At 74.1% G+C, this 14,371-nt stretch carries 10 protein-coding genes; 9 read left to right on the plus strand and 1 reads right to left on the minus strand.

Features of this window, described 5'->3' with window-relative positions:
• Nucleotides 1-41: 41 nt before the first annotated feature.
• The 8 genes from SM573_RS01300 (at nucleotide 42) to SM573_RS01335 (ending at nucleotide 9,357) form a co-directional block, all read left to right on the plus strand.
• Nucleotides 42-1,190 (plus strand): exonuclease SbcCD subunit D, encoded by a 1,149-nt coding sequence (locus tag SM573_RS01300; RefSeq protein WP_474612298.1) that lies wholly within the window; start codon nucleotides 42-44, stop codon nucleotides 1,188-1,190.
• Nucleotides 1,190-3,664, plus strand: a complete 2,475-nt coding sequence (locus SM573_RS01305) for an AAA family ATPase (protein WP_474615236.1) — start codon at nucleotides 1,190-1,192, stop codon at nucleotides 3,662-3,664. The genes SM573_RS01300 and SM573_RS01305 overlap by 1 nt, the downstream gene beginning before the upstream one ends.
• Complete coding sequence (locus SM573_RS01310; RefSeq protein ID WP_474612300.1) at nucleotides 3,661-4,638, plus strand: hypothetical protein; 978 nt, start codon at nucleotides 3,661-3,663, stop codon at nucleotides 4,636-4,638. Before SM573_RS01305 ends, SM573_RS01310 begins: the two co-directional genes overlap by 4 nt.
• Before the next feature lie 78 nt (nucleotides 4,639-4,716).
• On the plus strand, nucleotides 4,717-5,574 hold the full coding sequence (locus tag SM573_RS01315) for a spermidine synthase (protein ID WP_474615237.1): 858 nt from the start codon (nucleotides 4,717-4,719) through the stop codon (nucleotides 5,572-5,574).
• 224 nt (nucleotides 5,575-5,798) lie between these two features.
• The gene (locus SM573_RS01320) at nucleotides 5,799-6,485 is read left to right on the plus strand and encodes a sigma-70 family RNA polymerase sigma factor (RefSeq protein ID WP_474612302.1); all 687 of its coding nucleotides are present in this window, start codon (nucleotides 5,799-5,801) and stop codon (nucleotides 6,483-6,485) included.
• Nucleotides 6,482-7,264 carry an anti-sigma factor family protein gene (locus tag SM573_RS01325; protein WP_474612303.1) on the plus strand — a complete coding sequence of 261 codons (783 nt, stop codon included), beginning with the start codon at nucleotides 6,482-6,484 and terminating at the stop codon, nucleotides 7,262-7,264. The genes SM573_RS01320 and SM573_RS01325 overlap by 4 nt, the downstream gene beginning before the upstream one ends.
• A 244-nt stretch (nucleotides 7,265-7,508) precedes the next feature.
• Complete coding sequence (locus SM573_RS01330) at nucleotides 7,509-8,114, plus strand: hypothetical protein (protein WP_474612477.1); 606 nt, start codon at nucleotides 7,509-7,511, stop codon at nucleotides 8,112-8,114.
• A 277-nt stretch (nucleotides 8,115-8,391) separates the two neighbouring features.
• Nucleotides 8,392-9,357, plus strand: coding sequence for an endonuclease/exonuclease/phosphatase family protein (locus SM573_RS01335; protein ID WP_474612304.1), 966 nt, complete (start codon nucleotides 8,392-8,394; stop codon nucleotides 9,355-9,357).
• Nucleotides 9,358-9,385: 28 nt separating this feature from the next.
• Here SM573_RS01335 and SM573_RS01340 read toward each other — a convergent pair whose 3' ends face one another.
• A complete protein-coding gene (locus tag SM573_RS01340) occupies nucleotides 9,386-10,336 on the minus strand; it encodes a CDP-alcohol phosphatidyltransferase family protein (protein WP_474612305.1) in 951 nt (316 codons plus the stop codon).
• Between the two features lie 436 nt (nucleotides 10,337-10,772).
• On the opposite strand from SM573_RS01340, the gene SM573_RS01345 reads away from it, so the two are divergent.
• A complete protein-coding gene (locus tag SM573_RS01345) occupies nucleotides 10,773-14,285 on the plus strand; it encodes a bifunctional glycosyltransferase/CDP-glycerol:glycerophosphate glycerophosphotransferase (protein WP_474615238.1) in 3,513 nt (1,170 codons plus the stop codon).
• Nucleotides 14,286-14,371: the final 86 nt, after the last annotated feature.

Below are 14,371 nucleotides of genomic sequence, written 5' to 3' on the forward strand. Positions count from 1 at the left end.
GAGCTTGCGAGCCCCGCAGTCGCGAACGGAAGGCGGGTAACGTGAAGATCCTGCACACCTCGGACTGGCACGTCGGCAAGGTCCTCAAGGGGCGGTCCCGGGCCGAGGAGCACAAGGCGGTGCTCGCCGGCGTGATCGACATCGCCCGCGAGGAGCGGCCCGACCTGGTGATCGTCGCCGGTGACCTCTACGACACCGCCGCGCCGACACCGGAGGCCACCCGCCTCGTGACCCGGGCGCTGACCGCGCTGCGGCGCACCGGCGCGGACGTGGTCGCCATCGGCGGCAACCACGACAACGGCGCCGCGCTGGACGCACTGCGCCCGTGGGCGGAGGCCGCCGGCGTCACGCTGCGCGGCAGCGTCCGGGAGAACCCCGACGAGCACGTGATCGACGGCACCACGGCCGGCGGCGAGCGGTGGCGCGTCGCCGCGTTGCCGTTCCTGTCCCAGCGCTACGCGGTGCGCGCCGTGGAGATGTACGAGCTGACCGCCGCCGAGGCCAACCAGACGTACGCCGACCACCTGCGCCGGGTCCTCGGGCGACTCACCGAGAGCTTCTCCGAGCCGGGCCGGGTGCACCTGGTCACCGCGCACCTGACCGTCACCGGCGCGGCCACCGGCGGCGGCGAGCGGGACGCGCACACGGTGCTCGGTTACGCGGTGCCCGCGACGGTGTTCCCGGCCACCGCCCACTACGTCGCGCTGGGCCACCTGCACCGCGCCCAGCGCGTCGACGGCCCGTGCCCCGTCCGCTACTGCGGCAGCCCGCTGGCCGTCGACTTCGGCGAGGAGGAGAACATCCCCTCGGTCAGCATCGTGGAGGTCACCGCCGACACCGCCGCCCGGGTCCGCGAGGTGCCGGTGACCGCGGCCGCCTCGCTGCGCACCGTCCGGGGCACGCTCGCCCAGCTCGCGGAGCTGTCCCCGCCGGACGCCTGGCTGCGGGTGTACGTGCGGGAGCAGCCCCGCGCCGGCCTGCGCGAGGAGGTGCAGGAGCTGCTGCCCCGGGCGCTGGAGATCCGGATCGACCCGGAGCTGGTGCCGGCGCCGGGCAGCGGCACCCGGGTCGCGCAGCGCTCGGGCCGCTCACCCCGCGAGCTGTTCGCCGACTACCTGTCGAGCCGCGGGCACGCCGACGACGGCGTACGGGAACTCTTCGACGAGCTTCTCGAGGAGGTCGATCACTGATGCGGCCGATCCGGCTGGACATGGCGGGATTCACCGTCTTCCGCGACGAGACGACCGTCGACTTCACCGACGCGGACTTCTTCGCGCTGGTGGGGCCGACCGGCTCGGGCAAGTCGACGGTGCTGGACGCCATCTGCTTCGCCCTCTACGGCACCGTGCCCCGGTGGGGCGGCGCCCGGGGCCTGGGCAACGCGCTCGCCCCCTCCGCGACCGAGGCCCGGGTGCGGTTGGTGTTCGAGTCCGCCGGGGCGCGCTACGTCGCCACCCGTGTGGTGCGGCGGGACAGCCGGGGAAACGTCAAGACCGCCAACGCCGGGCTCCAGCTGATGCCGGCGGGGTTCGACGTGACGAAGCTGGACACGGGCCTGAGCCCGGAGGACCTCGGCGAGGTGGTGGCCGGCACCCCCGCCGAGATGGACGAGGCGGTGCTGGAGGCGGTCGGGCTGCCGTACGAGCAGTTCACCAGCTGCGTGGTGCTGCCGCAGGGCCAGTTCGCCGACTTCCTGCACGCCAAGCCGGCCACCCGGCAGCAGATCCTGGTCAACCTGCTCGGCCTCGGGGTCTACGAGGAGGTGCAGAAGCGCGCGACGGCCCGGGCCGCGCAGGCGGAGGCGAAGCTGGAGGCGGTGGACCAGCTGCTCGCCGGCCTCGACGACGTCGACGACGACACGCTCGAGCGCGCCACCACCGAGGTGGCGCGGATGCGGGAGCTGGCGGCGGCGGTGGCCGCGGCCGTACCCGAGCTGGAGGCGGCGCGGGCGACGGCGCGGGAGGCGACGGCGGCGCTGGAGGCGCTCGACGCCGAGCTGCGGGTGCTGGCGGGCGTCCGGCCGCCGGACGGCACCGACGAGCTGGCCCGGGCGGTGGTGGCGGCGCGGGCGGCCGTCGAGGACGCGGGCGCGGCGGTGGCGTTGGCCGAGGAGCGCGAGGAGAAGCTCCGGGGTGAGCTGGCCGCGGCCGGCGACGAGAGCGCGCTGCGCCTGCAGTTGAAGGCCCACGCCGACCGGGACCGGCTCACCGGCGAGGTGGACGCGGTCCGGGCGGCGGTCGACGCGGCGCGGGAGGAGCACGACCGGGCCGCCGGTGCGCTCGCCGAGGCCCGTGCCGCGGCCGAGCGGGCCGAGGCGGAGCTGGAGGCGGCGTTCCGGGCCCACGAGGAGGCGAAGGCCACCGACCAGGCGGCGGCCCTGCGGGCGCACCTGGTCGACGGAGCGCCCTGCCCGGTGTGTGAGCAGCCGGTCTCCCGGATACCGGCGATGCCGGCCGGCTCGGCGGTGGCCCGCGCGGTCGCGGCGGGGAAGGCGGCCCGCGCCGCGAGCGAGACCGCGAAGCGGGTGGTGCAGGAGCGCGACACCGCCGTGCGGGAGCTGGACCGGTTGCTGGTGCGGGCCCGCGCCGAGCAGGACCAGCTCCGGTCCCGCCTGGCCGAGCTGGACGACCAGCTCGCCGACGCGGCCGCGCCGGAGGCGCTACGGGCCGCCCTCGACGAGCACGCCCGGCTGCGGCGGGCGCTGGAGGAGGCGGCGGGCGGCGTCCGGGCCGGCCGGGACGCGGCCCGCCGGGCACGGGCGGCGCTGGACGGCGCGCAGGAGCGGCTGCGCCAGGCGTGGCGCGAGTTCGACCGGGTCCGCGACGGGTTGGGCCGGTTCGGCCCGCCGTCGGCGGACCGGGACGACCTCGGCGGCGCCTGGACGGCACTGGCCGGGTGGGCCGGCGAGCAGGCCGACCGGCGGCGGGCCGACCGCGACGGGCTGGTCGCCTCGGTCGGGGCCGCGAAGGCCGCCGCGGGCGAGGCCGAGCAGCGTATCGGCGCGCTGTTCACGGACGCCGGCTTGGACCCCGCGGACGACCCGGTGCGGGCCGCCGCGGTGGCCGTGGAACGCGCCGAGGCCGAGCGGCGTCGGCTCGTGGAGCGCCGCGAGCAGGCCGCCGACCTGCGCGAGCAGCGGGCCGGGCACGAGCGCCAGGCCCAGGTGGCCCGCGCGCTGGCCGGGCACCTGCGCGCCAACAACTTCGAGCGCTGGCTGCTCGCCGAGGCGCTGGACCTGCTGGTCGACGGGGCGTCGCGGATCCTGAGGGAGCTCTCCGGCGGCCAGTACGACCTGATCCACGACAAGGGCGAGTTCTTCGTCGTCGACCACTACGACGCCGGGCTGCGCCGGGGCGTACGCACCCTCTCCGGCGGTGAGACGTTCCAGGCGTCGCTGGCGCTGGCGCTCGCCCTCTCCCAGCAGCTCGCCGGGATGTCCACGACCGCCGCCAGCCTGGAGTCGATCGTGCTGGACGAGGGCTTCGGCACGCTGGACGCGGCCACCCTCGACACGGTCGCCGCCACCCTGGAGAACCTGGCCGCCCGCGGCGACCGCATGGTCGGCGTGGTCACCCACGTGCCGGCGCTGGCCGAGCGGATCCCGGTCCGGTTCGAGGTCCGCAAGGACGCCCGCTCCGCCCGGGTGGAACGGACCGGCCGGTGACGGCGCCCGGCGGGCGGTTCTACGTCGACGCGTGGGACCCGTCGTACGGGGCGTCGTTCGAGGCCGCCCCGTCCGGCCCGGCGGCGCCGAGCAGCGCGCAGGTCGAGACGGACGCCGAGCTGCCCGCGGTGGACTGGCGGGCCATCGACGTCCGGCCCGGGGTGCGCGCGCCGGACGTGGTGCTGCTCGTCGACGGGGTGCGCCGCATCGACGCCAGCATCTGGACGGCCGAGGCGGACGGCGGCTCCTTTCCCGGCCTCGCCGCCTCGTACGCCGCCGGTGTGGTCCGCTGCGACCTGGAGCGGGGCGCGGCGCAGCTCGCCGGCACCCGGGTGGGCCGGGGCCTCTTCACGGCCAGCCCATCGGCGCAGGACGTGGTGGCGGGCTCGATCCGCTACCCGGTGCACCGGGTCGGGGGCGCCGGCGAGCTGACCAAGCTGCCGGCCGCCGTGCAGGGGCCGCTGACCGCGCTCGAGGTGGCGGTGAGCGACGCGGCCCGCACCGACGGGGACCTCCTGGTGGTGGACGGTCCGCTGCGCAGCCGCCGGCAGCTGCCGCGCACGGTGGGCTACATCAAGACCCAGCACAGCCAGTACCTGGACGCCCGGCTGACCGCGGTGGTGACCGGCCTGCGGCCGGGCCAGCGCTCCCCGGTGTTCCGGATCGGCACCGCGTGGGGCGGCTGGTCCTGGTATCTGCGTCTGCCGGTGGCGGCCGGCGCGCCGTGGGCGGGCATCGTGCGGGTGGAGTGCTCCGCCGAGCTCGTCGTCGAGGAGGCCGTCGAGCTGGCCGACCTGTCCCTGGTCACGCTGCCGAAGTTCGCCTCCACCCCCTACAAGGACCCGCGGGCGCCGCAGAACCTGATCCCGATCGCCGGGCTGGAGCGCCGGCTGCGGGCGCTGCTCGGCGACGCCCGGCTGCTGCACCGGGCGCTCACCGCCGCCGCGCGCACCGGCGTGGCCCGCCGCGGGTAGCGGCCCGTCCCCGGGTGCCGCACGGGTGCGACGGGACCGGCCCGGGCGGCGGGGCGGTGCGGCCGGGATACTGGGCGGGTGGGACGCAGGCGGGCGGACGACCGGGTGGTCGAGCAGGTGGAGACCGGGCAGGCGGAGCTCGTTCCCGACCGCGACCGGGCCGGGTCGTGGACGCTGCTGCTGGACGGCGCGCCGCAGTCGCACGTCGACCTGGACGACCCGACCCACCTGGAGTTCGAGTACGTCCGGCGGCTCGCCACCGCGATCGACCTCGTGGCCCCCGCCGCGGCCCCGTTGCGGGTGCTGCACCTCGGCGGCGGAGCGCTCACCCTCCCCCGGTACGTCTCCACGACACGGCCCGGCTCGACCCAGCGGGTGGTGGAGATCGACGGGGCCCTGGTGGACCTGGTCCGCCGGATGCTGCCCTGGCCGGCCGACCCCCGACTGCGGGTGCGGGTCGCCGACGCGCGGGAGGTGCTGGCCGGCAGCCGCGAGGCGAGCTACGACGTGATCGTGGCCGACGTCTTCGCCGGTGCCCGCACGCCGGCGCACCTGACGTCGGTCGAGTTCGCCGCCGAGGTGGCCCGGGTGCTCACCCCCGCCGGCTGGTACCTCGCGAACCTCGCCGACGGCCCGCCGCTGCGGCACGCCCGCCGGCAGGTCGCCACGGTCCGCTCGGTGCTCCCGCACGCGGCTCTGGTGGGCGACGCCGCCGTCCTGCGCGGTCGCCGCTACGGCAACCTGGTGCTGCTGGCCGGGCGGACCGAGCCGCCGGTGCCGGAGCTGACCCGGCGGGCGGCCGGGGACTGGTTCCCGGGGCGGGTCGTGGCGGGCGCCGACCTGGACCGGTTCGCCGGCGGCTCGGGCGTCGTCCACGACGCCGACGCCACCCCGTCCACCCCGCCGCCACCCGGCCTGTTCTCCACGGGCCGCTGACCGGCGTCCAGCCGGGCTCGGCCGACTCGGTCGCCCGGCGCCGCCGACACGGGGCGGGCGCGACGACCCCACCCGCACCAGCGGCTCCGCCGCGCGCACTCCAGACCGGACGGTCGGTCGAAAAAATCCTCGCCCCTCGTTGATCCGCTCGCGTCGCGGTTCCGTACCACCGGGCGGCCCGCCCCGCGGGCCGTTCCTGGTCGGTGGACAACCCGGAGGTCTGCATGCACGCGGTGGCGGCCGGTTGGCACGGCGACGCGGTCCGGCCGGACTGGATGTCCGCGCGGTCCCAGTCGCGGCCGACCCGGCGGGGGGTCGACTCCCGTGCGACGCCCCGCCAGAATGACCCGGTGACGCCGCGCCCGGCGCCCGGACGCCACCAGGCGGCGTCCAGCGAGGCCAGCCACTCCGACCAGCTGATCCGGCTGCTCTACGCCGAGCACGCCGGCCCGTTGCTCGCGTTCGTCATGCGGCTCACCGGCGGGGACCGGCAGCGCGCCGAGGACATCGTGCAGGAAACCCTGCTGCGGGCCTGGCGCAACGCGCACCGGCTGGGGACGCAGGGGCAGCCGTCCCTGCGGCCCTGGCTGGTGACGGTCGCCCGGCGGATCGCCATCGACGAGCACCGCAGCGAACAGGCCCGCCCGGCGGAGACGTACGACCGGGACCTGACGGCGTTCGCCGAATCGGACAGCACCGACCAGGTGCTACGCACGATGACCGTGGCGGACGCGCTGCGTACGCTGAGCCAGTCGCACCGCGAAATCCTCGTCGCGACGTACTTCCGGGGGCGGACCGTGCCCGAGGCGGCCGAGGAGTTGGGGCTGCCGCTGGGCACCGCCAAGTCGCGGGTCTACTACGCGCTGCGCGCGCTGCGCACGGCTCTGCAGGAACGGGGGGTGACAGGATGAGCCGGACGGACCACATGGACGTCGCCGCGTACGCGCTCGGCGTGCTGGACGAGCAGGACACGGCGCGGTTCGAGGAGCACCTCGCCACCTGCTGGGCGTGCGCCGCGGAGCTGGAGACGATGGTGCCGGTGGTCGGGCTGCTCTCCGGCATCGACGGCGAGACGATGACCGCCCTGGAGCAGACGGCGACCGACCCCCGGCTGCTCGACCGCACGCTCAGCGCGGTCCGCGCCGAACGGCGGCGCAACCGGTTCCGGCAGCTGCTCGCCACCGCGGCGGCGGTGGTGGTGCTCGGCGGCCTGACGGCGATCGGGTTCAACAGCGTCATCAGCGACGCCGGCCCGCCCGACGTCGTCGCCGAACCCACCCTGACCGCACCGCTCGGCGACCCACCGGCCCCCGGCCCGTCGCAGAGCGGTCCCGGCATCGGCGGGCCGAACGAGGAGGAGGGCGACCAGGTCGACGCCACCGACCCCAGCACCGGCGTCGAGACCACGATGTTCCTCGTCGACCGGGACTACGGAACACAGATCAACTTCAGGCTGACCCGGCTGCCCGGCCCCCGCGTCTGCCGGCTCGTGGTGGTGCGCGACAACGCCACCACCGAGGTCGTCTCCACCTGGTCGGTGCCCGCCTCGGGATACGGTACGAACGGCCGGACGGAGGGGCTCGAACTCACCGCGTCGACCGCCGCCGAACGGGGCCAGATCAGGCAGATCCAGGTGCAGTCGGTGGATTCGAAGGGCGTGGCGACGCCGCTCGTCACGGTAGCGCCCTAGCACTCCGTTCCCTCGTCGGCGCCGGTCGTTCCCGACCGGCGCCGACACGTCGTGGGCTGCGGAAACTCGTCGGCACGTAGGCACACGAAATGACGGCCGATCCGGTTCAACACGTTCCTATGACATTGACCACGGTTGCTGCTTCAACCCTTGACAGCCCACCCCCCGTACTCATGGGCGAACTGGCGAGAAACGAGGAGGGCACGTGGCACACAAGAAGCGGACAGTCGTCGTCGTGAGCGCGATGGTCGCCCTGACGGGCTGCGCACCCGCGGGCTACGAACCGGCAGACCCGGCCGCGGCCCAACCGGTCGCCGTGGCCGCGGCCGATCCCAGCGCGTCGACCGAGCCCGAGGCCTCGGCGGAGGCCCCCGCCGCCGACGCCCCGCCGGCCGACGTGGAGCTGACCGAGAACCTCATCGGCAAGAAGGTGCCCAAGATGGGCAAGGTCGTCACCGACGAGGAGGGGTGGGTCCTCTACCGCTTCGACAAGGACACCGCCGATCCGCCCTCGTCGAACTGCGTGGACAAGTGCGCCGAGGTGTGGCCGCCGGTGCTGACCGACGGTGACCCGCAGCTCAACGGCGTCGCCGAGGAGAAGGTCGGGACCATCACCCGGCAGGACGGCACCCGGCAGCTCACGCTCGGCGGCTGGCCGCTGTACCGGTACATCGGCGACAAGAAGCCGGGCCAGTGGAAGGGCCAGGGGGTCGGCGGCACCTGGTTCGTGGTCGCCCCGGACGGCAAGAAGAACCTGAGCTGCCTGCCCGAGGGCACTCCGACCCCGGTCGCCCCGCCGTCGGACAGCGAGGGCGCCTCGGACGCCGGCGACTCCGGCTACTCGTACTGATCCACCCGGTCACGGTGGCCGGTCGCAGCCGGGGAGGGCGCGGCCGGCCATCGTCACGTGCCGGCGTCCGGACGTACGGCCGGCTCGCCGTCCCGGAGCGTCTCCCCACCGGTGACCGCCCGCTTCCGCGGGGGACGCCGCGACCAATAACCTTTCCTGGCGAGCACCCCCACGCGAGGCCGCCCCGGGCGGCACCGCCGCGACACCCCCGTCGACGGCCCCTGGGGGTTCCGCAGGGACGGCGGGCGGGGTCGGCACCGCGCCGGGAAGGGGCGGCGTGACGGTGAGGCGCAACCGCTGGGGCCTGCCCCTCGCGCTGCTGGTGGTCAGCGCCCTGCTCGGGGCGGGCGGCTCCGTGGCGGTGCTCCGCGAGGCGCTGGCCGGCCCGCCAACCGCCGCCGCGGTGCTGCCACCGCGGCTCGTACCGGTCCCGCTCACGGTGGTCACCTGGAACGTCTGCGCGAAGGCCGAGTGGCGGTGCCCGGCGGGAGACGACCACGAGCGCCTCGCGCACGGTGTCGTCGAGGTGGCGCGGAGCCGGCGGGCGGACGTGTTGGTCCTGCAGGAGATGTGCTCGGACATGACGCCGCGGCTCGAACAGGGTCTCGGATCCCGCTGGACGGTGCACTTCTGGCCGGCGTACACGTCGCTCCGCAACGCGCGTGCCGGCGAACCACTCCGGTGCGGCGCGAACCGGGTGTACGGCCAGGCGGTCGCGGTGCGGCGGAGCACGATGGCGGGCGGCACGGCAGGCCTCGCGGCGGGGCCCTGGCCCGTTCCGCTTCCGTCGCCCCCTGCCGGCCTTGGCGCGAGCGTGGGGCAGCGGACGGCGGCGTGCGTCCGGCTCCGGTCACCACGCCTGCAGGTGTGCGGCGCGCACCTGTCCACGTCGCGACAGGATCCCGATGGCGCAACCCGCCAGGCGCAGGCGGCGAGGCTCGCCGAGGAGGCCCGGCGCGGCCGGCAGCTCGGTTACGCCACGATCGTGGCCGGGGATCTCAACACCACCCCGCAAGCGACCGTGCGAGGAAGCCGCGAACGGATCCTCCGGCCGCTCCACGAGGAGGTCTCCGACTGCGACCCGACGGCGGGGCGGGCGACGTTCGGCAGCCGGAAGATCGACTACCTGCTCGCCGGTCCGGGGCTCGTCTCCCTGGGTTGCACGACCACCCCGACCGATCTCTCCGACCACTGGATCCTGTCGGCCCGGTACCTGCTCGACCCGGCGTACACCGGGCGGTGACCCGGCGTATCCCGGGCCGGGTGCGCGGTCAGCGGGCGGCGTCGACGTTGCGCGGTGCCGGGACCGGCGCCGCGTCCACAAGGCCGTCGTGCCGGTCGGCCACGGCCTCGCCACCCTCCAGGTAGCCGTCGTAGCGGGCGAACGACTTGGTCAGCAGCCACAGCTTGTAGATGAGGGCGAACTCGAAGGCCAACAGGAGGACGCCCGCGACGATCGAGACGGGGAGCACGGCCCCGGTGAGGGGCCCGATGATGAAGACCGCCATCTGGAACTCGATGCCACTCATCAGGTGCACCCGGACGCGGGCGCGGATGAGCAGGTCGCGCAGGCGGGCGAAGCCGGAGAATCGGCTGCGGAAGTCGCGCTCCAGGGCCATGTCGGGGCGCTGGATGACGGCGGCGACGCTGGGGTGGACCTTCTCCAGCGTCTCCTCGTCGTACTCCGCCACGAACATCGCCGTCAGGTCGGGCGCGGCCTCGATCCGCTCCGCGAGGCTGCGGCGCATCTCGGTCTTGACCTTCGACAGCTGCAACGCGTTGAGGTAGCGGAACATGTCCAGGAAGACGATCCCGCCGCCCACGACCAGGAAGGTGGCGTCACCGGTCCGCTCGTACTGGCCGCCCATCAGCGCGACGGTGCAGATCAACACTCGTACCCGGTCGAGGATGTAGTCAAGCCAGGCTCCGAAGAGCGATCCGGTGCCGTTGAGCCGGGCGACCTTGCCGTCCATGCAGTCGACCACGAAGCTCAGGTGGAAGATCAACGCGCCCACGATCAGCCAGCCGGGGGTCGCCGCGGCGAACGCGGCCGCCGCGCCGAGGCCGAGCACGAGCGCGGTGACGGTGAGCCGGTTGGGAGTCACCGACGGGAACCGGGCAACGAGCCAGACCAGCCGGGACGCGAGCGGGTCGACGAGAAAGACCGTCCACCATGAATCGCGCGCCTTGTACGTCCTGGCCTGCACCTCTGCGACAGTCAACCCGCCACCCATGGCCCCGCCTCCGTCCCCGTGCCGGCCAAAATTCAGCAGCAGGTTACCGCAGGTACTCCTGAGCGCTAACACACGATCACCCGGATGACGGTTGCGTGGATTGACCGATGTCGCCGCCTTCGCTCCGGTCCGCGTACATCCCGACGCGCCCCCGGTGGCCCACCCGCTGGCCGATGTACCGGCAGTTCACGAGGTGTTAGCGTTCCGTTCGTCGGCACCGACCGCCGGGTGCAACCGTGGGCTCGGCGGCTTTTGCGTCTCTGACTCGGGCCCCGACGCGGGCGATCCGCGATGCCGTCGAGGGCCGGAGCATGTCAAGTGGAGAGTATGGCGTAATGGGCAATTTCGGGCGCGTGGGGACGGCGGGGACGGGGTGCCACCTCAGGATGTGGCAGCGTTCCCCGAGGCGCACGGAGACCGGAGCGTGACCGGCGAGGCGCTGCTCAGCATCGTCGTACCCGCCCACGACGTCGACACGTTCCTCGGTGACTGTCTCAACTCGATCGCCGGGCAGACGTACCGCAATCTCGAGGTGATCGTCGTCGACGACGGTTCGGTCGACCGGACCGGCGTGATCGCGGCGGATTTCGCGGCCCGCGACCCCCGGTTCCGGGTCATCCGGCAGGAGGAGGCCGGGCCCGGGAGCGCCCGGAACACCGGGATCCGGGCCGCCACCGGCACGTACCTCGCCTTCGTCGACGGCGACGACGTGCTCCCTCCGTACGCGTACACCCTCGCGATCGCCTGCCTGGAGCGCACCGGTTCCGACTTCGTCTGTGGCGACGTACGACAGTTCACCTCCCGGGGCGCCACCCGGTCACCGATGCACGCCAAGATCTTCCCCGAGACCAAGCTGCGCACGCACGTCTCGAAGCACCGGGCCCTGCTCAAGGACCGGACGGTCTGGAACAAGGTCTACCGGCGGCGCTTCTGGGACGAGCACGGCCTGGTCTTCCCCGAGGGCGTGGTCTTCGAGGACGTGCCGGTGGCGGTGCTCGCGCACGCCATGGCCGCCACGGTCGACGTGCTCAACGTCCCCGTCTACTACTGGCGCCGCCGCGAGGCCGGCGAGGCGTCGATCACCCAGCGGACGACCGACTGGACGACCGTGGCGGACCGGTTGAGCGCCGTCGACCGGGTCAGCCGGTTCCTCGCCGACCACGGCCAGCAGGGGATCAAGCGCTCGTACGACGCGAACGCCCTGGTCGACGACCTGGCGCTGGTGCTGCGGGCGCTGCCGGACGCCGACGACGCGTTCCGTCAGGCCTTCCTCGACCGCGCCAACGACTTCCTGGACCGCGTTGACCCGGCAGTACTGAAGAGCCTGCCCCCGAAGTACCGGGTGCAGTGGCACCTGGTGCGCAAGCGGATGATGCCGGAGCTGATCGAGGTGGTCCTGGCCACCCGCGGCGGCATGCCGGCGCCCGTCACGGTGCGCGGGCTCCGGCGCTACGCGGTGCTGCCGTTCCTCGACGACCCGAAGGTCGGCGTGCCCCGCGCGCTCTACCAGCTGCCCGACGCGCACGCACGCGGCAAGCTGCACGACATCACCTGGCGTGACGGCCGGATCCTGCTGCGCGGGCACGCGTACGTCGACGGCGTCAGCTCGGCCCGGCCGTGGAGTTCGGGCCGGCTGCTCTGGCTCCGGGAGGAGCGGACCCGGCGGGCGGTCATGCTGCGCGCCCGACCGCGACGGTGCCCCGACGCCACGGTCGACTCCAAGCACGGCGACTGCAGCTACGACTGGTCCGGGTTCGAGTCGGCGTTCGACCCGGCGGTCCTTAAGAAGGACGGCGCCTGGGTCGACGGGACCTGGCGCCTCGCCGCCGGTGTCATCGGCCGCACCGGCCTCCGCAAGACCCAGGTCAAACTGGACGTGGAGCCCGTATCGGCGTGGCTCACCCCGTACTACGTCGACGACAACGTGCGGATCGTGCCGATGGCCACCGGCAAGGGCGTCTCGCTGCGCGTCGAGAAGGTGCGGGCCCGCGTCACCTCCTGCGCCATCCGTGACGAGGCGCTGGAGATCGGCGGCGAGATCCTCGGCCCGTCCCCGGTGGCGGGCCGCGTCCGCCTGAGCCGCGCCCCGGGGGTGCCCGAGCACTGGGTGCCGGCCACCTTCGGCGACCAGTCCGGCGGGTGGACGTCGTTCCGGGCCGTCGTACCCCTGAGGGACCTGTTCCCGGACGCCACCGGCCGCGCCTGGACGCCACCGCCCGGCGCCATGATGGACCGCTGGCGCGTCGAGATCGCCCTCTACAGCGGGGGCAAGCAGGTCGTCCATCTCATCGCGCCCGAGGACCTGCCCCAGGCCCGGACGCGGTACCGGGGGCGCGACGTGTACGTCCGCGCGACGGCGGCCGGCTACGTGTGGCTGTGCGCCCGGGCGACCGCCCCGGTCGTCACCGACGTCACCTGGACCGGCGACGGGGTCCTCGTGCTGACCGGCGACCACGACGGATCGCGGGGCGAGCCGGAGATGATGCTCCGGCTGCGCGGCACCGGCGAACGCTGCCGGATCCCGGTCACCTGGCAGGGCGACACCTGGCGGGCGGAGTTCGCGCCGAGGGCCCTGCCGCTGTTCGGTGGTCGGGTCGAGCTGCGGCCGGGCATGTGGGACGTGCTGTGCCAGCTCGACGGCGACGAGTCCCCCGCCCTCACCAACCTGACCTTCGCCCAGTCGGTGCTCCGCCGGCTGCCGGTCACCGCCGACATCGGTGGGCGCCGCTTCGCCCTCGAGGCCACCGGGGCCGAGAGCGGCGGTCTCGACGCCGGATCGATGCTGCTCCCTGAGGAGCAGGGCGCCTTCCACCGCAAGCGGCTCCGGGAGCACTATCAGGCCACCCGGGTCCTCCCGAGGCGGGACGCGGTGCTGTTCGACAGTTTCAGCGGCCGGCAGTACTCGGACAGCCCGCGGGCGGTCCACGAGGAGATGGTCGCGCGCGGGCTGGGCCCGGCCGAGCATCTCTGGGTCGTGCGCGACGGTCAGGTGAGCCTGCCGCCGACCGCCCGTGCCGTCCGGCACGGCGGACGGGACTGGTACGAGGCGTTGGCGTCCTGCCGCTACATCGTCACCAACACCCACCTGCCCGACTGGTTCGAGCGCGCGCCCGGGCAGACCGTCGCGCAGTTGTGGCACGGCACCCCGCTCAAGCGCATCGGGTTCGACGTTACCGAGGTGCGCCACGCCGACCGCGACTACCTGAGCCGGGTGGCGAAGGAGGTGCCGAACTGGTCCTTCCTCGTCTCGCCCAACCGGTTCAGCACGCCCATCCTGCGCCGGGCCTTCCGTTTCGACGGCGAGATCCTCGAAGCGGGCTACCCCCGCAACGACGTCCTCTACCGAGACCAGGAGTCCGTGGCCGCGCGGGTACGGCAGCGGCTGGGATTGCCGGCGGGCAAGAAGGTGGTCCTCTACGCGCCCACCTGGCGTGACGACGAGTTCCACAGCATGGGGCGCTACAAGATGACCATGCTGCTCGACCTGGCCGACGCCCGACGGAAGCTGGGCGACGACCACGTCCTGCTCGTGCGGCGCCACCCCAACGTGGTCGACGAGATCCCGGGCACCGGTGATGGCTTCGTCTGGGACGTGTCCCGCTACCCCGACGTCGCGGACCTGCTGGCCGTCACCGACATCCTCGTGACCGACTACTCGTCGTTGATGTTCGACTACGCCAACACCGGGCGGCCGATCCTGTTCTTCACCTACGACCTGGAGCACTACCGGGACAAGCTGCGGGGTTTCTACTTCGACTTCGAGTCGGAGGCGCCCGGGCCCCTGCTCGCCACCTCCGCCGAGGTGGTCCACGCGATCCGGTTCGCCGAGTCGAACGCCTACGACTACCGGCAGCGGTACGCGGCCTTCGTCGAACGCTTCTGCGACCTCGACGACGGCAAGGCGAGCACCCGCGTCATCGAACGGCTGTTGAGCTGACCGGCCGGACGCGCAGGCGGCCGGCCGGGCGGACCCACGTGCGGGACGCCCGGCCGGGGCGCGGCGACCCGGCGACGACGTGTCGC

It is taken from the genome of Micromonospora xinjiangensis (genome assembly GCF_056150165.1).

Coding starts and splice junctions, on each gene's coding strand:
- SM573_RS01305 (WP_474615236.1), top strand. CDS start 1,190: ATGCGGCCGATCCGGCTGGACATGGCGGGATTCACCGTCTTCCGCGAC.
- SM573_RS01320 (WP_474612302.1), top strand. CDS start 5,799: ATGCACGCGGTGGCGGCCGGTTGGCACGGCGACGCGGTCCGGCCGGAC.
- SM573_RS01325 (WP_474612303.1), top strand. CDS start 6,482: ATGAGCCGGACGGACCACATGGACGTCGCCGCGTACGCGCTCGGCGTG.
- SM573_RS01330 (WP_474612477.1), top strand. CDS start 7,509: ATGGTCGCCCTGACGGGCTGCGCACCCGCGGGCTACGAACCGGCAGAC.